16 protein-coding genes and 2 pseudogenes are annotated in these 18843 nt (G+C 51.7%); 12 read left to right on the top strand and 6 right to left on the bottom strand.

The genetic code is table 11. The features are described 5' to 3' along the window. The first annotated feature begins 54 nt into the window (after nucleotides 1-54). Nucleotides 55-1872, top strand: a complete 1818-nt coding sequence (gene glmS / locus ACO0LL_RS01715) for a glutamine--fructose-6-phosphate transaminase (isomerizing) (protein ID WP_422949159.1) — start codon at nucleotides 55-57, stop codon at nucleotides 1870-1872. A 258-nt stretch (nucleotides 1873-2130) separates the two neighbouring features. Here the strand turns inward: glmS and ACO0LL_RS01710 are convergent, their stop codons facing one another. After that, nucleotides 2131-2817 carry a hypothetical protein gene (locus tag ACO0LL_RS01710; RefSeq protein ID WP_422949158.1) on the bottom strand — a complete coding sequence of 229 codons (687 nt, stop codon included), beginning with the start codon at nucleotides 2815-2817 and terminating at the stop codon, nucleotides 2131-2133. Nucleotides 2818-3169: 352 nt separating this feature from the next. Between ACO0LL_RS01710 and ACO0LL_RS01705 the strand changes: the two genes are divergently transcribed. Beyond that, the gene (locus ACO0LL_RS01705; RefSeq protein WP_422949157.1) at nucleotides 3170-4330 is read left to right on the top strand and encodes a DUF4238 domain-containing protein; all 1161 of its coding nucleotides are present in this window, start codon (nucleotides 3170-3172) and stop codon (nucleotides 4328-4330) included. Nucleotides 4331-4524: 194 nt separating this feature from the next. Here ACO0LL_RS01705 and gcvA read toward each other — a convergent pair whose 3' ends face one another. Further along, nucleotides 4525-5439: a transcriptional regulator GcvA gene (gcvA, locus tag ACO0LL_RS01700; protein WP_422949325.1), complete on the bottom strand. Its 915-nt coding sequence runs from the start codon at nucleotides 5437-5439 to the stop codon at nucleotides 4525-4527. A gap of 245 nt (nucleotides 5440-5684) precedes the next feature. Between gcvA and ACO0LL_RS01695 the strand changes: the two genes are divergently transcribed. The 9 genes and pseudogenes from ACO0LL_RS01695 to ACO0LL_RS01655 form a co-directional block, all read left to right on the top strand. Beyond that, nucleotides 5685-6458 (top strand): SDR family NAD(P)-dependent oxidoreductase, encoded by a 774-nt coding sequence (locus ACO0LL_RS01695; RefSeq protein WP_422949156.1) that lies wholly within the window; start codon nucleotides 5685-5687, stop codon nucleotides 6456-6458. An 85-nt stretch (nucleotides 6459-6543) separates the two neighbouring features. Further along, nucleotides 6544-6825 (top strand): hypothetical protein, encoded by a 282-nt coding sequence (locus ACO0LL_RS01690; RefSeq protein WP_422949324.1) that lies wholly within the window; start codon nucleotides 6544-6546, stop codon nucleotides 6823-6825. A 523-nt stretch (nucleotides 6826-7348) separates the two neighbouring features. Further along, nucleotides 7349-7921 (top strand): hypothetical protein, encoded by a 573-nt coding sequence (locus ACO0LL_RS01685; RefSeq protein ID WP_422949155.1) that lies wholly within the window; start codon nucleotides 7349-7351, stop codon nucleotides 7919-7921. A 275-nt stretch (nucleotides 7922-8196) separates the two neighbouring features. Continuing rightward, on the top strand, nucleotides 8197-8538 hold the full coding sequence (locus tag ACO0LL_RS01680; protein WP_422949154.1) for a YciI family protein: 342 nt from the start codon (nucleotides 8197-8199) through the stop codon (nucleotides 8536-8538). A gap of 56 nt (nucleotides 8539-8594) precedes the next feature. Further along, a pseudogene (locus ACO0LL_RS01675) lies at nucleotides 8595-8890 on the top strand (glutamine--fructose-6-phosphate aminotransferase); the annotation flags it as partial. A gap of 501 nt (nucleotides 8891-9391) precedes the next feature. Next, entirely contained in the window at nucleotides 9392-10723 is a 1332-nt protein-coding gene (locus ACO0LL_RS01670; RefSeq protein WP_422949153.1) for a sensor histidine kinase, read from the top strand. After that, nucleotides 10720-11475 (top strand): LytR/AlgR family response regulator transcription factor, encoded by a 756-nt coding sequence (locus tag ACO0LL_RS01665; RefSeq protein ID WP_422949152.1) that lies wholly within the window; start codon nucleotides 10720-10722, stop codon nucleotides 11473-11475. The genes ACO0LL_RS01670 and ACO0LL_RS01665 overlap by 4 nt, the downstream gene beginning before the upstream one ends. A gap of 141 nt (nucleotides 11476-11616) precedes the next feature. Continuing rightward, a complete protein-coding gene (locus ACO0LL_RS01660; protein ID WP_422949151.1) occupies nucleotides 11617-12669 on the top strand; it encodes a S41 family peptidase in 1053 nt (350 codons plus the stop codon). A gap of 49 nt (nucleotides 12670-12718) precedes the next feature. After that, nucleotides 12719-12829 (top strand): annotated as a pseudogene (locus ACO0LL_RS01655) (transcription initiation protein); the annotation flags it as partial. A gap of 87 nt (nucleotides 12830-12916) precedes the next feature. On the opposite strand, the gene ACO0LL_RS01650 reads toward ACO0LL_RS01655, so the two are convergent. The 4 genes from ACO0LL_RS01650 to leuC all read right to left on the bottom strand — a co-directional run bounded on the left by ACO0LL_RS01650 (nucleotide 12917) and on the right by leuC (nucleotide 17493). Beyond that, nucleotides 12917-13801 (bottom strand): alpha/beta fold hydrolase, encoded by an 885-nt coding sequence (locus ACO0LL_RS01650; RefSeq protein ID WP_422949323.1) that lies wholly within the window; start codon nucleotides 13799-13801, stop codon nucleotides 12917-12919. Nucleotides 13802-14037: 236 nt separating this feature from the next. Continuing rightward, nucleotides 14038-15360, bottom strand: coding sequence for a 2-hydroxycarboxylate transporter family protein (locus ACO0LL_RS01645; protein WP_422949150.1), 1323 nt, complete (start codon nucleotides 15358-15360; stop codon nucleotides 14038-14040). Between the two features lie 67 nt (nucleotides 15361-15427). Further along, nucleotides 15428-16066: a 3-isopropylmalate dehydratase small subunit gene (leuD, locus tag ACO0LL_RS01640; RefSeq protein ID WP_422949149.1), complete on the bottom strand. Its 639-nt coding sequence runs from the start codon at nucleotides 16064-16066 to the stop codon at nucleotides 15428-15430. Next, nucleotides 16063-17493, bottom strand: a complete 1431-nt coding sequence (leuC, locus tag ACO0LL_RS01635) for a 3-isopropylmalate dehydratase large subunit (protein ID WP_422949148.1) — start codon at nucleotides 17491-17493, stop codon at nucleotides 16063-16065. Before leuC ends, leuD begins: the two co-directional genes overlap by 4 nt. A gap of 114 nt (nucleotides 17494-17607) precedes the next feature. Between leuC and ACO0LL_RS01630 the strand changes: the two genes are divergently transcribed. Beyond that, complete coding sequence (locus ACO0LL_RS01630) at nucleotides 17608-18528, top strand: LysR substrate-binding domain-containing protein (RefSeq protein ID WP_422949147.1); 921 nt, start codon at nucleotides 17608-17610, stop codon at nucleotides 18526-18528. Nucleotides 18529-18843 lie beyond the last annotated feature (315 nt).

The raw sequence follows: 18843 nt of genomic DNA, 5'->3' as shown, positions 1-18843 counted from the left end.
GTCAAGCTAACTGCTTTAGCATGAACACATATTCATTCTTTATCAGAGGTCATTATGTGCGGTATCGTAGGCGCAGTTGCTCAACGCAATATCACCCCCGTCTTGCTGGAAGGCTTGAAGCGGCTTGAATACCGTGGCTATGACTCATGCGGCGTTGCCCTGCATGTCGATGGTCACCTGCAACGCTCACGCAGTACATCCCGCGTGGCAGACCTGCAGGCGCAGATAGACCAGTCCGGCCTCGCTGGCTTTACCGGCATTGCCCACACCCGCTGGGCCACGCATGGTGCACCTTCATCATCCAATGCCCACCCGCATTTCTCGCGTGACCGCATCGCCCTCGTGCACAACGGCATCATAGAAAACCATGAAGAACTGCGCGCAGAACTGACACAGGCTGGTTATGTGTTTGAAAGCCAGACCGACACCGAAGTCATCGCCCATCTCATAGACCACCTCTACAGCGGTGATTTGTTCGAGACCGTGCAAATCGCCATCAAACGCCTGACAGGTGCATTTGCGATTGCCGTCTTCTGCCGCGACGAACCACACCGCGTGGTTGGCGCGCGTCAGGGTTCCCCATTGATCGTCGGCGTCGGCCAAGGTGAAAACTTCCTCGCATCCGACGCCATGGCGCTCGCAGGCACCACCGACCAGATCATCTATCTCGAAGAGGGCGATGTCGTCGATCTGCAACTGCAAAAAGTATGGATAGTCGATAGCGAAGGCAAGTCCGTCCAGCGCGAAGTAAAAACCGTGCACGCCCACAGCGGCGCAGCAGAGCTGGGCCCATACCGCCACTACATGCAAAAAGAAATCTTCGAGCAACCACGTGCGATTGCCGACACGCTCGAAGGCGTCATCAGCATCATGCCCGAACTGTTTGGTGACGGTGCCTACAAAGTCTTCAAGCAAATAGACTCAGTCCTGATACTCGCCTGCGGCACCAGCTATTACGCCGGCCTGACCGCCAAATACTGGATAGAAGCAATAGCAAAAATCCCCGTCAATGTAGAAATCGCCAGCGAATACCGCTACCGCGAAAGTGTGCCCAATCCCAATTCACTCGTCGTCACGATATCGCAAAGTGGTGAGACCGCAGACACCCTGGCCGCGCTGAAACATGCACGCAGCCTGGGCATGCTGCACACCCTCACCGTCTGCAACGTCGCCACCAGCGCCATGGTGCGTGAATGCGCCTTGTCATACATCACCCATGCCGGTGTAGAAGTAGGTGTTGCATCCACCAAGGCTTTCACCACACAACTGGCAGCACTCTTCCTGCTGGCACTGTCACTCGCACAAAGCAAAGGCCGCCTCAGCGGAACTGACGAAGCAGAACACATACGCGCCCTGCGCCACCTGCCCGTCGCCATCAGCGCCGTGCTGGCACTGGAACCACAAATCATCTCCTGGGCAGAAGAATTTGCCCGCAAAGAAAACGCACTCTTTCTCGGCCGTGGCCTGCATTACCCCATCGCCCTCGAAGGCGCATTAAAACTCAAAGAGATTTCCTACATCCACGCCGAAGCCTACCCCGCAGGTGAACTCAAACACGGCCCCCTGGCCCTGGTCACCAAGGAAATGCCGGTAGTGACAGTCGCCCCCAACGACACCCTGATAGAAAAACTCAAATCCAACATGCAGGAAGTCCGCGCCCGCGGTGGCGAACTCTACGTCTTCGCCGACGCCGACTCCCGCATCACCTCCAGCGAAGGCGTACACGTCATCCGCCTGCCAGAACACTACGGCCAACTGTCACCAATACTGCACGTGGTACCACTGCAACTGCTGGCGTATCACACGGCATTGGCGCGGGGTACTGATGTTGATAAGCCAAGGAATTTGGCCAAGAGCGTCACGGTAGAATAGGGCCGGGCTTTGTTTTTTGACTAGAGCAAATAAAGTTGGTCGAAAACTCAGTTGCGACACTCGTCCTAAAAAAGACATGTCGGAAGTAGCCTGCCGATTACAGGCTGAATTTTACGATATTCACAAATAATAAAGTTCTTTAGCAATTTTTAGGTGCCCTGAGAATGTTAAGCTTGAACATCACTCTCAGGACATGTAAAACAATTATCGCTCGCATTCAGGTTACAGCCTTGGAAAAGGCTGTAACGTGCATTGTACTCAATGCAGTACTAGTCTCAATGTCTTCAAGTGATTTAGATATAATTCCGCATGCTTGCGAGAACTCCATGGGCTGGGCCCATAAAGATAACCTTGACCATAGTCGTCGTCACTAAAGGTCTTAATCTGATCAGAGCTTAAATTCGTATGAAAAGACTCGAATTTCTCATAAACGATATGCTCTCTTGTATCCATTCCAACTGGCTTGTAATGGCGATTTACAAGAATTTGTTTGGTTGGCGTCACAAATTCAATGGAATATGGCAACCAAAGCCGCATCTCCCAGTAAACTAATGACCGTAAGCCAACATGAAATCGTGGTAATTTAAGGATTGCGGCCATGTAATCTATAGCAAAATCAACCACGTTCGTCACTGAGCTAAATTCGTTCCAAATACTAGCCACATCCATATTTGGAGGAGCATAGCGCCCAGGAACGCGGTCAAATATTTCAAGCCGATTCCGCATGGCTGAGCGCATATCGTCGTTAGTTCGGATAAATTTGAATGATGCAACCGAGTCATCGGTATCAGGTGCTGCGGTTTTCATAAGAAGTGACCAATTACCAAATCCCTGCTCATGAGCAATACAGTCGAGGGCTTTTATATGACCGATTTCAGATGCTCGGGAACGGGTCTTGGCTTCAAGCTTAAAACGTTTGATTTGAGTGTAAGTAAATTTATGCATGATAGCTCTCCAAATTGCTACCAGACTTTCAGCGCGTCCACACACCAAAACAAGTAGCAACTAAAAAGTTATCACTTGCACTACACACAATGTTCCCAAGAGAAACGATGCCTGAGTGGACGGGCTAGCCGATGTGCGCGGCTAAAAAAAAGATACACCCATTTTTTTAATTGGTCAAGGCAATGTGTTTGGTAGCAAATGGCCTGTACTTGTGAGTATGAAAATACATCACCAATATAATTTTGAAAAATAATTTAAACGTACTCTTCATTGAATAATTCTCAGTGAAAATCCAACTATCATCTTAAAACGCACAATCCCTTTGTCTATGATGACGTCTTTAGGAATTGGTATGGCTGAAAAAAAGAAACAACATTACGTTCCCAAATTTTTATTAAGAAATTTCTCCTGGCTTCCAGAAAAAAAACTGATAAATATTTTTAATCTGAGGCGCAAAGAGATATTTAAAAATGGAAATTTGAAGGATCAGTGCTACGAGGATTATTTTTATGGAAAAGATTTAATAGCTGAAAATTTGCTCGGCTTCGTAGAAGGCGGCGCCTCCAAAATTATCTCGGACATGATTGCTGGAGGTATATGCCCTGCGCGTTTTAGTGTTGAGCATGAAACGCTATTGGCTTTTGTTTTACTTCAACACGCAAGAACAAAGCACAAAGCTGAGTCGGTCAATTTACAAGCTGAAGAGATCGCCAAAATTGCGTTAACTAGAGAAGGAAAATTTTCTGATAAGGATTTGGAAAATATTTCAATTCGACTGGTTCAGCCAACCGATATTCCGTTGTCAATCGCAATAGATGGCCTTCCTCTTGTGTATGACCTTGAAATAAAAATTCTCATTAATGAAACAGACAAAGATTTCATTATTTGTGATAACCCGGTAGTCTATCGCAATCAATTTTTATATGAGCGAACTATCTCCAGTAATATCGGACTCGCATGCCAGGGCTTGCAAATTTTCTTACCAATTTCCCCGCGGCACGTTGTGATTCTTTTCGATAAAAATTGCTACAAATTGGGAAAGAAAAATTCCGATTGTGTCGCTATTCTTGACGATAGGGACGTTGTTCGTCTAAACCACCTTCAATGGTTGAATGTAAATGAAAATATTTATTTTGGAGAATCGGTGAGTTCGGGTGAACTTTTTCGAGGACATTATGAAATTGAGAAGTATTACTCGAAATTGCGCCCTGTAATAAATCAGGAACCAGAGCAAGATATTGGAAATGGGGTTTTTCGAACTCGTTTGGTGATGGGAACGCCGGAACAGAAAATGCCACTTAGTCTCTCCTTTATTAAACAACGCAAGTCAATGTCCCCCGAAGAAAAAAATCATGAAGAGCCGTTAGTGCGCGACAGAGAGTTAATCCTCGCGCTGCAGGAGTTTAAATCATTGGTAAAGAAAAAAATCTATAATCCTGGCCAATTCAGAGATTACCTCAATAGCAAAAATACTGACTATGTTATGGCATGGATGGCATCGCCGGGTAAATAGTTCTACAATTTGTCCGAGTTTAGTTAGCTACGCACTGACGAGTTGCGAATCTCGACCAACTTTCTGTATTAGAGCTACCCTAGTTGAATCAAGTGCTTAGCTCTAGGCAGCTCGACCAACTTTATTTGCTGTGATCACTTTTGACAAGCGCAAATCAATCGTTCATAGCGGCGAGTGAGGACGGGTTTTTCCAGTCATGGCTCATTCGCTGCTTCGTGGATTAACCAACCCCTGAATGCTATTAGCCGGGGCAAGTTGGCGGAGTCTGGCCGATAAACAATATAGTAGGCGAGTGGTGAAGGAAACGATATTTCAGGAAAGAGCCGTACCAACCGGCCCGACTGCAAATCATCTCTTGCCATCACGCTTCGCGCCAGCGCAACGCCTTGTCCTTCTGCTGTGGCTTGTAATACCGCTGCCGAATTATTGATCTTCATTCCGCGAATGGTGGCGACACCTGATACATTGGCTTTTTTCAACCAGGCATCCCATGTGGGGAAGTCTGCATGTCCATCCATCGATAAATCATGGATAAGTGTTTCTCCAACCAGATCGCTGGCGGCGGAAAGTCTCCCATGCTGTAACAGGTTTGGCGAGCACACCGGATATATCTCTTCCGCCATGAACTTGTCAGCTTTCAATCCTGCCCAGTTTCCCAGGCCGTAACGTACGCCTATATCAATCCTTTGCGCTACAAAATCGACCGCCCTGAGACTGGTATCCAGACGTACGTCAGTGTCGGGGCAAGCCGTTTGAAACCTGTCAATCCTTGGCAGCAACCATTTCGCAGCGAATGCGGGGCTCACGGTAATGGTCAGCACGCCATTTAGCGAAACCTCTCTCAATCTTGCTAGTCCAGTCGTAAGCTTGTCAAAACCCGAGCGTATATCCGGCAGGGCACGTTCAGCGGTTTCGGTTGGCGTGAGCCTTGCACGCCCACTTGAGGCGCGATGAAACAATGGGGCACCAACCCAATCCTCAAGGCTGCGTACAAGTTGCCCCACAGCTGCAGGTGTGACGTTAAGCTCATCCGCAGCGGACGAAAAACTTTGATGACGGGCGCTTGCTTCAAATGCGCGTAAAGCATTCAGGTGGACGGGTAGCTTCATATCGATAAACATTTTCTTTTGATTAGGAACATTTTATCTCGTTTGTCCGAAGCTGCAAGGCAGATCAAAATTGGCCTTGTTCCAGTAGTTTTCGTTCGCAAGCAATCGTGCGAGGTAGTTTTTCTACTTGGTTCTAGCCCTTGCCACCATCAACTCAAAGCTACAAAGCAAGGGAAGTTCAGGAAATAAGTCAGTTCAATCTAACTAATTTATGCCAGCCGAATAGGCGGGCAAAGGAAATAGTGATGAGTAATCAATTCAAGGGTAAAAAGCTGCTTGTGGTCGGTGGCAGCAGTGGTATGGGGCTGGAAACGGCGCGCAGCGTGATGGCCGAAGGTGGCAGTGTGCTGATTGTTGGTCATCGTCCAGAAAAAACGGAACAGGCACGCAAAGAACTGGCTGCCCTGGGACAGGTAGCTGCGCTGACTATTGATCTGGCTAGTGAAGAAGGCTTGGCAAAGCTCCTCAAAGAGATAGACGAACATCATCCGGATATCGATCTGCTGGTCAATGCTGCCGGGGTTTTCTTCCCCAAGCCATTCTTCGAACATCAGGAAGCTGATTTTGAGCAGTATATGAAACTGAATAAGGCTTTTTTCTTTGTTACCCAGAAGGTCGCCGCCAATCTGGTTGCTGGCAAACGGCCGGGTGCTATCGTCAATATCGGTTCCATGTGGGCCAAACAAGCTATAGCCGCCACACCATCGTCTGCCTATTCCATGGCAAAGGCGGGTTTGCACGCCCTGACTCAGCATCTGGCCATGGAGCTGGCGTCGAAACAGATACGCGTGAATGCCGTTTCGCCAGCAGTAGTGCAGACCCCCATCTACGAAGGCTTTATCCCGAAAGCCGAAGTGCACAGCGTTCTTCAGGGTTTTAACAGTTTTCACCCTATCGGCCGTGTTGGCACACCACAGGATGTGGCCGGGGTCATCACCTTCCTGTTATCGGACAAAGCCAGCTGGGTAACCGGTGCGATCTGGGATGTTGATGGCGGTGTCATGGCTGGCCGCAACTGATGCATTCCGTGACAAGCCACATAGCTTGCCATGCTCCAACTCCATTTTATTCAACCACAACTTATTCAAATCAGGAGAACTGACGATGATTTACTTGCAGATTACCCTTAAAATCGCTGAAGAAAACCGCGCAGCCGCTGCTGCGGTTTACCAGAAATACAAAGCATCATTTTTAGATAACATATCCGGTGCAAAGTCCAAAGAACTGCTCGTACGCGACGAGGATGTTCAGGTGTTGCATGGCTTCGCAAGTAAAGAGGCTGCACATGCCTACCTGCAAAGCGAGCTGTTCAACCAGGACGTCGTGCTTGCTCTCAAACCGCTGCTGGACGCGGCACCTGATGTGCGTGTTTATCAAAGCGTGTAAATCTTCTTTGCCGGTAGCTATCCATTACCGGCAAAGAATTAAACACAACTACGGACCGCTGAGGAAATAGAGTTGGTTGGACGGAGCGCGGAGTAGTATTGGGTCTTCAATATGTGTATGTCCGATCCCTCCAGACGCTCTCTTGCTGTTCTTTAATTATTTGGGGGGATTAAGAAATAAGCCAACTTTAATTGTGACATGTGAGAAAAATATTTTATTAAAATTGGCAAGATGATATTCTGATAAATGGAATTTTTAACTTAAAAGCTATTTTTAGTATGAAAACGTCACTACTAATCGCCACTTGCTTTTTGATGTCTTGTCACCAGCATGCGTGGTCGGCCGCAACAGAACCTGCACCGGACGGTGCAGTGATAACCGTTCCGGATGTGAAAGATGTTCAACGGGTAGGAAATGCTGTGCTGGTTCGTGCAGCATGGATGAAGAGTTCCAGTGGTTTGCAGGGTAAAATCTTGTATTACTTGCCTGCGACGGTAGCTGGATCAGTGCGATAGACGCTTCGATGGCAATCAAAGGAGAGACTATTTTTAATTTCTCCGACGGCTTACTCATCGATAAAGTTGATTTGACTCCCATTTCAGCCTCAACCTTGTCTGTAGCGCCGGTATTGGCCAAACGTTCAGTGCAGCTTTGTAAGACCACAGGTAAGGAGCCCCGTAATTTCGTCATCCCAATTGCCGAATCAAATGAAAAAGGATCGAATTACACATCTTTCGGGATTCTGCTCGGCACAGCTAATCGAATGGGGGATACCGTTGATATTTGGGTTCGACAGACCGAATACACCAAACAGGTAATAATCGATCAGGATGGCAAGCCGCTAGAATTCAATAATGTAGTCCAGACCAAAAAAGTGGTCACCGGTAAATACACTCTGGCAAGAGAAATTGTTGATTGTCATGCTCGAAAAATTGGAATATACGAGGTTTCAGAATATGATGGGGTCAATGGAGCTCCAAAATCGTGGAGCACTCCAAGGAATCAATTGTCGCTATCCAGTGTAATCCCTGACTCGGTCGGAGAGACAATTGTTGAAGCCACATGTGCCATTTATGGCCCGAAGGGAAGGGGTTGAGGTCGTGCTCAACTTCTATCCTTTGGGTGCTGCGAAATCAGGGGCGTAGCTGACTCGCATGTTCGGAACTAGCTAAGGTCTGCGATCAAAATTAATCAAAGGCATTTTGAGATTCTCGTGCTTAGCCGCGTATTGGCCAATTTTGCGCTGACTTCATCTTCAGAAAATCAAGGATTTAACAGCGGGTCCACAACCAGCTTTATTACTGAGCCATTCTTGCTACTTCTTAACTTGACCTTTATCACTAAGCACAACATTTCCGGAGAAAAAAGATCATGGCAAAGTACCTCATTTCATTTCCCAGCGTTGCAATGAAAGTACCCGACAGTGAGATGATGATTGTCGGGCGGGACGCCCGTTCCGTGATACGCGAGGCAAAAGAAGCAGGCGTCTATGTTTTCGGCGGTGGTATTAATGAATCAGTGCCACCCGTTCTGGTGTCAGCCGATGGCGCAGTCGCTGAGGGCGGCTACCCATGGGCACCGCCACTTGATGGTGGCTTTACGATACTTGAGCTTCCTACAAGAGACGAAGCTATCGCCTGGGCCGCACGCATCGCCAAAGCCTGTCGCTGTGATCAGGAGCTTAGGGTGTTTATGTTTGATCCGGAGTCTTGAAGCTTGAGTGTCGCTGTGCATTCTGTTAGCTCATGAAGTATCTTCTGCGGTGCGGTGCGGTGCGGTGCGGTGCGCTCAAGTACGGCCCCTCGCCTTGCTCACCAAAAAATGCGCGCCGTTACTGTCGCTCCAGCGATATTCCAATAGAAAAACTCAAATCCAACATGCAAGAAGTCCGCGCCCGCGTCACCTCCAGAGAAAGTTTACAGGCCATCCGCCGGCAAGAGCATCACGGCCAACCGTCACTCATACTATCCTTGGTGCCACTGCAATTACTGGTCTACAGCACTGCGCTGGCAAGAGGGATGGAATAGACAAGCCACGTAAGCTGGCAAAAAGCGGGACAACTTAATAAGGCAGCGCATTGAGTTATGACTTGTTCTCGTAAATTAAAGTTGTAAACATTCCCTTAAAGTCGTAAACCGGATAGTAAAGTCGAATATCAAACTTCAAAAGAAGTTTTGAAGTTTGATATTGCTGCCAAATCAAAGACGAGTAATGCCAGGAAGTATCTGAAAAAAATACAGAAACAATAGAATCCCTGATGAATCGAAATTATTGCTGATGAGGTATGGATATTGAGGGAGGGCTATGCCATTTTTCGACTTTAACGATCGAATTCTGCTGACACTACTTCCGAATGAAACGCTTTACAGCCTGTCGCACCTCTCCAGTCAAATTTGAGCACACGCTTGTATCCTTCAAAATCGCCAGGCCCGGGCAGCGATTGGGTCGGCGGCATTCATCCTGCTGGCGCCGGTTTCCTTCCCGATTTGCGGGCATTTATCGCATGGGCGAAAACACGCGCACCCGAGCCGTTAGAATAGCGGGCAAGTTCTAAACGAGGAATTTAATGAGTTCTCCCCCATTTCTGCCATTCAACGAGCCTCCCTTACCGGAAGTCGAGCACGACCGCCGCTTGGTGCGCCGCTACCTGCTGCAGTCGGCGCTGCGCTTCAACGCTGGTTCGCTGTTGTTCCTGTCGCTGGCGATCGCGTTGCTGCCGCTCTGGCTGAACTTCGGTCCGGATGCGCCGGGCGAAGTAGAGCACCACAAGCTGACTCTGTACATTGTCGGTGGCGTTGCGCTGGCGGTGATGGCCTGGCTCGCGCTGATTTCTAGCGGAATCGCCCGCAGCTTTCTCACCCGGCTGGGCGATGAGGGCAAGGCGCTGTGTGCGGAGGCGATGGCTTCCTCGGTGACGCGTCGCATCGATGCGCCGTTCAATACCTATACTACATTCGACCTGTGCACCGAGTCCTTGTCGGGGCTGGCGCTCGGCACGGCACTCGGCTACTCCGGCCCGCCGGCGTTCATCCACGACCCTTTCAAAGGCCGGATCGTGCTGGGCCGCTGGCGCCCGTTGGCACTGGGGCGCCATGTCGAGGTGAGGGTATCGTCCGATTTGGGCCCCAGCTGCCGCATCGAGCTGCGCTGCCGCCCTGGCCTGGCTTGGTTCGCGATCCAGCAGGGGGAGTCGCTGAAGACCGCCGAGGTGGTGTCTGCTCAACTGCGCCAGCGCCTCACGCGCCATGCAAATGCACTGGACGCGGCTCGGCGTGAGCGCGAGCTGGAACGCACCTCGCTGCAGGCGCGCCTCTCAGCCTTGCAGGCCCAAGTCGAGCCGCACTTCCTGTTTAATACCCTGGCAAATCTAAAGTACCTGATCCGTACCGACCAGCAGGCCGCGCAGGACATGCTCGACCACCTGGTCGGCTACCTGCAGAACGCGATGCCGGATATGCGCTCAGTGTCCTCGACCCTGGGGCGAGAAATGGATCTGGTTAACGACTACTTGGCGGTGATGCGCATCCGCATGGGCGCGCGCCTGCGCTTCGCAGTCGAAGTGGCCGAGGAATTGCGCAGCCTGCCGTTCCCGCCGGCGATGCTGATCTCGCTTGTGGAAAACGCCGTCAAACACGGTTTGGAGCGGGCCAGCCGACCGGGCCTGATCACCATCAGCGCAAGGCATGAGAGCGACGGGACGGACGAGCTGCTGAGCGTGTCTGTGGTCGACGACGGCATCGGCTTGACCGAACAAGCCGGGCAAGGCACGGGGCTGGCGAATATCGCAGAGCGCTTGCTGCTGCTATACGGGCGCAAGGCCAGCCTTTTCGTGGAGCCGTGCGACGAACAAGGAGTACGCGCATTGTTGACCGTGCCTGTTGTTGGGAGCCACGCATGATGCCACGTGCCCTGATCGTCGAAGACGAACCTCTGCTGCGGGCAGAGCTGATGGACCAGTTGCGTGTCTTGTGGCCCGAACTACAAATCGCCGGCCAAGTCGAAAACGGTATCGAAGCGGTGGCAAGCATCGATGCACTGAAACCGGACGTCGTCTTCCTGGACATACAGATGCCCGGCCTCAACGGCATGGAGGTGGCGCGCCATATTCCCGAGTCGTGCCAAGTCGTGTTTGTTACGGCACACGCGGAATATGCCTTGGCCGCTTTCGATGCCGGCGCGTCCGACTATCTGGTCAAGCCGTTGACGACCGCACGCCTGCTGCAGACGATACGCCGTCTGAAGTCGCGCACGACCGCAAGCCCGCCACCCACCGTGTGGAAACAGCTTTTTGAACAAGAGAGCACACCGGTGTACCTCAAGTGGATTAAGGCTTCGAGCGGCAATTCGGTGCGGTTGGTGATGGTGAGTGAAGTGCTGTACTTCCAGTCGAACGAAAAGTACACGCGGGTGGTGACGGTGAACGGCGATGCGCTGATTCGCTTGCCTCTCAAGTCCTTGCTCGAGCAACTGGACCCGCAGCTGTTCGCGCAAATCCACCGCAGCGCCATCGTCAATCTTCAGTCCATTGACCGGATCGAACGCAGTGAATACGGGGCGCGCGGCGGCGGCGGGCTGGAGGTAATCCTGAAAGGCCGGACCGAGCGCTTGAGCATTAGTGAAGGGTTTACCAAGCAGTTTCGCCAGATGTAGCAGAGGAGGACCGGGGTTTCGGATCGCGCAGCGCAGGGCTGTTGAAGCCCGTCTGCTGAACGGCCGCCCTCTTGCCAACGGCGCGTTTTTTGGTTCAGTTCGCAATTAATCGTTTCCACATATTGATCTGAAAGGAAGATAATGAAAAAGAAATGGATAGTCACACTGTCTTTGTTATTGCTGACCGTGACAGGGGCAATCGCCGGCCCGCCAGCGTCGCCTCCGACAGGGGAGATCGATAGTGCGACCCGGTTGGAGGTCATCGATACGCTGATTGCCAAGCTGAATGCCCACTACGTTTTTCCAGACAAAGCTCAACAAGCCGAAGTCGTCTTGCGCCAGCACCAGCGCGAGGGCAAGTACGATGGGATCACAGACGGTAAACAGCTGGCCAAACAGCTGTCGGATGATATTGAGGGCGTTGTCCACGACAAGCATATGGCGGTATATGTCAGCACCCGCCCGGTGCCGCCCGACGATGCAATGCCGCCGCCACCCCAGACGCGGGCGGAGTGGGAAAAACAGGTGCCGCCTGCCGCTCTTGAAAAGATTCTCGCATCAAACCTTGGCGTGGAAAAGGCTGATCACCTTAGCCCCAATGTTGGCTACCTGCAGATTTCCTCTTTCGGGCCAGTTTTCCTCATATCCGACAAGTTCGCCGCAGTGATGAATAAACTCGCTGACACCGATGGCCTCATCATCGATCTGCGCAACAACGGTGGTGGCGGGGGAGACTCAGTGGCGCTACTGATCAGCTATCTGGTTGACGAGCCCACCCGCCTCAACGACACCTGGGAACGTACGACCGGCATCACCACGCAGTATTGGACACAGGATAAGCTTGACGGCAAACGCTATGGTGGCAAGAAGCCGGTCCTAATCCTGGCAGGCCCCAACACGAAGTCCGCCGCCGAATCCTTCGCATACCAAATGCAGGCATTGAAACGCGCCACGGTGATTGGCGAACGCACTTGGGGCGGCGCTAACGCTTCGCGCCCATATCGTCTCAGCGAGTATTTTGCTGCCTTTATACCAAGTAGACGCTCAATCAGCCCAATCACCCATACAAACTGGGAGGGCGTGGGCGTCATCCCGGATGTTGCGACAAAGCCGGACGATGCACTCGCGGCGGCCAAAGATCTGATGCAGCGACAACTTAATGGCGGCGCACCATCTGCTGCTACGGGTCATTAAAACCTGCTATCAACATGCAGCGTGCAAAGTTCATGTTTTTCACGATGAGGTGCTTGAACTTCCTTCAAGAGAAGACGCCATCGCCTGGGCCGCAGGTATCGCCAAAGCCTGCCGCTGTGATCAGGAACTCAGGGTATTTGGCCTTGGCCCAGAGTCCTGAGGGCGGAGTGTTGCAGGACATTCAAATCAAGTGTTTAGCGATGCAGGCCCGATTAATTTATTTGATGTAATTAACGTCGCGCAAAAACTATCCCTCAGCTTTCCGGAAAAAACGCAGAAACGCATTCAGGGTCTGTTCTGGTGCTTCTTCTGGCAAGTAGTGTCCACATGGCAGCGCGCCACCGCTGACTGCGCCATCAATAGATTTTTCTTGCCAGGTTTTGAGCACATCATAGGTGTTGCCGACAACGCCCTTGGCTCCCCACAATACCAGCAAGGGTGACTGGATTTTTTTGTCGGCGTCGGCGGCGTCGTGTTCAAGGTCTATCGATGCTGCGGCCCGGTAATCTTCGCAGACTGCGTGCAGGGTTTCGGCGGTGTAGCAGCGACGATATTCTGCATAGGCTGCGGGCGTGATTGCGCCGGGGGTTTTGTTTTGCTTGTTGATATGGTGTTCCAGATAAAATTCCAGGTTGGCGCCTATCAATTTTTCTGGCAGCGGTGCTGGTTGTATCAGGAAGAACCACCACACGTAACGGCTGGCAAATGCCATGTTGGTGGATGCATACATGGTGGCAGTGGGGGCGATGTCGAGGAGGGCTGCGCGTTCTATGGCGTCTGGATGATCAAGCAGCATGCGGTGCACAACGCGCCCGCCACGGTCATGACCAGCCACCTGGAAACGTGAAAAGCCCAGTTGCTGCATGACTTCAACCTGGTCTTGCGCCATGAGCCGCTTCGAATATCCTATGTGATTGTCGCCGCCTTCTGGTTTGCCAGAGTCCCCATAGCCGCGCAGATCGGTCAGCACGACCGTAAAATGCTGCGCCAGTGCTGGTGCGATTTTATGCCAGCAAGCCAAGGTTTGCGGATGACCATGCAATAGCAGAAGTGCCGGGCCCTGACCACCCACCAGGGTGTGAATCGTGGTGCCGCTGGTTTTGAGTGTGCGGCTTTTGAAGCCCGGAAACATGCTGGCAATTGCTGATCCTTGTGGAGGCGCGGGTGTATTCACAGGGTATCCTTTACTGGGTAATGTCAGCGTTGCCGCCGATACTGCACCGGCAAGCAGGCTTCTTCTGCGAGTATTGATTTTACTCGCTTCAGTGCTTTCTTTAGTGGTAGTTGCTACTATTGTTTTTGGGGATTCTGGCATGGCGCTCTCCTGATTTTTTCTTATCTGCATCTGTCAACAATTTCTCCAGCGTTTCAGCTAAAAATCTTCATCAATATCGTCGCCATGACTATCATAGCTGCGCCGCCTATGCGGGTAGAAATTTGCGCGAAGGGCATCATCTCCATACGGTTCGAAGCAGACAGGATCGCTACGTCGCCTGTGCCACCAAGCCCGCTATGGCAGGCAGTAACGATTGCTGATTCAACAGGGTACATTTTCATCAAAAAGCCTATGCCAAAGCCACTTGCCACCATCGCCAGAACGATGGAAGCGCAAATCACGAAATAAGAAAAACTCAGCGAATTGACCATCTGGTTCCATGGAACAAACAAAGTCCCCAACCCCACCAATATCGCAAATGTCAGGTTGTTCGTCATGAAGCGGTATATCTGGTAAGCACCAAGCTCCATATTCGCTGGCATGATCTTGCTGACCTTGACCAGGGCCGCACCGATGATCATCAGGATAGGGCCAGGGATGCCCGTCACTGGTGCCAGTACCGAACCCAGAATGAAGAATGCACAGGTCAGCAACAGGCCAGCCCCCATCAGGCTGATGTTGAGTGGCGCTTCGTTTTGTTTGGCCAACAATTCCTGGTCATTACCATTTCTTACCAGGGTGCCGTTCCCACTATATTGCGGGCGCTTCTTGCCAAACCAGCTCAGCGCACCAGCCGACAAAATTGCCACCACATTGCCGATCAGTGCAGCCGGGATCAGGGTGGCAACAATTTGCGCTTGTGGCGTCGTCGTGATCTCTGAATAAGCAATCGACAAGGGCAGGATGCCTTCACCAATACCGCCACCAAGAATGGGAATGATGATGTAGAAGAACACATGCTTCATCTCATAACCCAGCAACATGCCAACAGCCAGGCCAGCACCAACTGCGGCAACAGTACCAACCAGCAGCGGGATGAACATGCGTATGAAACCCTGGACTAGCACCTTGTGGCTCATGCCCAATATGCTGCCGACAACCAGGCAGGCAATGTACAGGTATTGCAGGTTCGCCGTCTTCATTGCTGTCGTCAGTGCCTTGTGCATATCTTGGTCAAACAGGTTGTAGCCAAGCAGCGCCGAAGGCACGAACAGGCAGAGTATGGCTGATCCGCCTATGTGTTTTAGTAGCGGGATTCTGCTGCCCAGGTCACCGAGCAAAAAGCCCGCTAACATCATGACCGCCAAACCACCGATCAAGTCATTTGGCAAACGATGATTGATGGCGGCGGCGATAGTGATTACTGCCAATACGATATACACCGGCAATGGCAATGGCCCGATGCGGATCGCCATCAATTTGTTCCAAAAACCTGGTCCTGCTGGTTCGGCAGGCAAAGCTGTTTCTATATGCATTTTTGTCTCCATTATTTTTAATATTACGCCGCACGAATGTCCGGTCGTATTGCCCGTTATGGTTTGTTCAAACCAGGCTGTCTCTGGTCTTGCTTGCCAGATTTTTTAGCCATGGGCGCTTCTGCCAATGACTTGTTGCAAATTCATTGATCTGCTCTTGCATGGCCAGTGTTGCGCCCACCATATCCAGGCCTTCAAGGAACATGCGGCGATGGCGTTCAGACAGAGAGAATGAGGCAGTCAGACTTTTGCTGCGCACTGTCATGGTCTCAACATCAATCAGCACATGCTTGTCTGAAGGGCTGCTGATATCAGCAAGAAGCAAGTCAATATCAGCCTGCGCAAGTGCCACCAGCATGAGCTTGTTGTTCATGGCGTTGGAATAAAATATCTCTCCAAAACTTGGGGCAATGACAGCGTCAATCCCATACTGTTGCAGACCCCAGACCGCATGTTCACGGCTGGAACCACAACCAAAATTGGGGCCACCCACCAAGATTCTGGTGCCAGCGTATTCAGCCTGGTTAAGCACGCATTCAGGGCGGCTGTTTCCATCCAGATCAAACCGCATATCGTAGAGCAGCCCCTTGGCCAGGCCAGCCTTGTCGATACGCAGCAAAAATTGCTTGGGCATGATTTGATCGGTGTCCAAATTGGCGACTGGCAAGGGGGCAGCAATACCTTCGATTCGGGTTTGAACAGTCATGCCGGTACTCCTAATTTGCGCACATCAGTAATACGGCCAGTCACAGCCGCCGCAGCAGCCATGGCCGGGCTCATGAGATGGGTGATCGCACCGCGACCCTGACGGCCTTCAAAATTGCGGTTAGTGGTAGATGCGCAGCGTTGGCCTGGGCTCAATACATCGTCGTTCATGGCCAGGCACATCGAACAACCGGGTTGACGCCATTCAAAACCGGCATCGATAAAAAGTTGGGCAAGGCCTTCTGCTTCAGCCTGCCGCCTGACCTCGCCTGAACCCGGCACAATCATGGCGCGAACGGCTGGGGCTACGTAGCGCCCTTTGACAATCGCGGCGACTGCACGCAAGTCTTCAATACGCGCATTGGTACAAGACCCAATAAAAACCACATCGACTGGCAAACCTTCTACGCCATCACCAGCCTGTAAACCTGTGTAGTGAAGCGCACGTTCCATAGTGTGACGCAGGGCATTGCCACTGTCTGCTGGCATGGGCGGGATGCGGGCAGTGATGGGAATTGCCTGGTCAGGGCTGGTGCCCCAGGTGACGTAAGGCTCTACATCATTCGCATCAAAATGCAGTTCAAGGTCAAAGCGGGCATCGTTGTCGCTGCGCAGATCAGCCCAGTCCGCTAGTGCCATGGCCAGCATATCGCCGACCAGATCAGGGCAATGCGCTTTCACATAGCCTATGGTCGTCGCATCTGGCGCAATCAGCGCACCGCGTGCGCCTGCTTCGACAGCCATATTGCACAGGGTCATGCGCGCTTCCATGGACAGCGAGCTTATTGCTTCACCACAGAACTCAACAACATAGCCCCGCGCACCTTGCGCGCCGATTTGCCCAATAATCAGCAAGATCAGGTCTTTTGCCGTTGTGCCTGTGGGCAAGCGGCCAGTAACATGGATGCGCATGTCCAGCGCAAGGCGATACACCAGCGTCTGCGTAGCCAGCACATGTTCCACTTCTGACGTGCCGATGCCAAAACCCAGTGCGCCAAAAGCCCCATAGGTGGTGGTGTGGCTGTCGCCACAAAGTATCACCATGCCCGGCCTGACCATACCAAGTTCAGGCGCGATGACATGCTCTATGCCCTGGTAACGGTCATTGGTATCAAACAAGGGTATGCCATGGAAATCACAATTGCGCTTCAGGTTTGATGCCTGCAAGGCAGAATTTGGTTCGGTAATCGTGCGTATCGCCAGTGGGTGGGTGGGGATAATATGATCGACCACCCCCAGGTTCTGGCCAAGCTGGGCAGCCTTCCTGCTGGCATGGGTCAAGGCTGCAAATGCCTGGGGGCTGGTGTATTCGTTCATGATGTGCAGATCGGCATACAGCAACACGTTTTGCGCATCCAGGCGGGCTACCGTATGGGTTTCCACCAGCTTCTGGTATAGCGTTTTTGCTGTACCTGGCAATTCAGTCATGCAAGTCTCCTGTAGATTTAATCTGGATAAACTTCTTGTGCAGGACAAGTTAATTTATTGCGAATTGATTTACAATGACTTGAAAATCAAACTGTTTTTAACTTAAACGCAAAAATGAGCTCAGTATCTGATGTCGCTTTCTTCACCGAAGTAGTGAAAGCAGGCACGCTCTCGGTGGCCGCGCAGGAGCTTGGCGTATCCACCGCCGCCGTCAGTAGGCGGCTCGCCAATCTGGAAGCGCGCCTCAGCATACGTCTGCTGAACCGCACCACCAGACGGGCCGTCGTCACGCCTGAAGGCGAGTTATATCTGGCCGAAGGCCAAAAAATCCTGGCCGCACTGGAAGAGCTGGAACAACGCCTGTCCAGCAGCAAGGCCGTCCCCAAAGGCCTGCTGCGCGTGAACGCCAGTTTTGGATTTGGCAGACAATTCATCGCACCCGCCATCGCAGGCTTTGTAGAAATCTATCCGGATGTTGAAGTGCAGATGCAATTGACAGACAGACCCGTCAATCTGTCCGACGATGGCTTTGATGTCTGCATACGGTTTGGTGAAGTCCCTGACGCCAGGGTCACCTCAAAAAAAATCGCCAGCAACCGCCGCCTCCTGTGCGCATCCCCCATCTACCTTGAACGCCACGGTACACCGCTGACACCAACTGACCTGCAACGCCACCGCTGCATCGTCATTCGCGAAAGTGATGAGACCTACGGCACCTGGCATCTGCACAACGCAAATTCGCAGGCAACCGTAAAAGTGCGCGGCACGGTATCAACCAATGACGGCGAATCAGCAGTCAGTTGGGCCTTGCAGGGCCAGGGCATCTTGCTACGCTCAGACTGGAACGTCGCCCCCTACCTGCAATCCGGCCGGCTGCGTGAAGTGTTAAGCGACTGGAAGCTACCCAATGCAGACATTCACGCTGTGTATCCCATGAAGAACAACCTGTCTGCCAAAGTGCTGGCATTTGTGGGTCATCTGGAAAAATATTTCAGGCAGTATCGTTCGCAGGATGGGGTTGGTAGTGGGTGGTAGAAGGGCTTGAATGGGTAAGCAGGTATCTACGTTTCGCAGGTGGCGTTGATGAGACAGTTACACCCGTTTTAGAATCGGCCAAATGGGGCAATCGTTGAGAAAGGTTACCCTTGCGCGCCTCCACTCAATGGTGGATTAACTATACTTGAGTGTCCTTCGAGAGAAGACGCCATCACCTAGGCCGCACGTCTTGCCAATGCCCGTCGTTGTGATAATCAGCTTCGGATATTTAGGTTTGATCCGGAGTCTTGAGCTTTGAGTGTGTTTGTAGATTCTGCTAGGTCATGACCAGAAAGCCCATGGTAGTCACTTCAA

The sequence above is a fragment of the Undibacterium sp. TC4M20W genome, assembly GCF_049340245.1.
GTDB lineage: Bacteria > Pseudomonadota > Gammaproteobacteria > Burkholderiales > Burkholderiaceae_D > Undibacterium.
The sequence above is the reverse complement of the archived record's forward strand: the minus strand, read 5'-3'. Positions and strand labels throughout refer to the sequence as shown.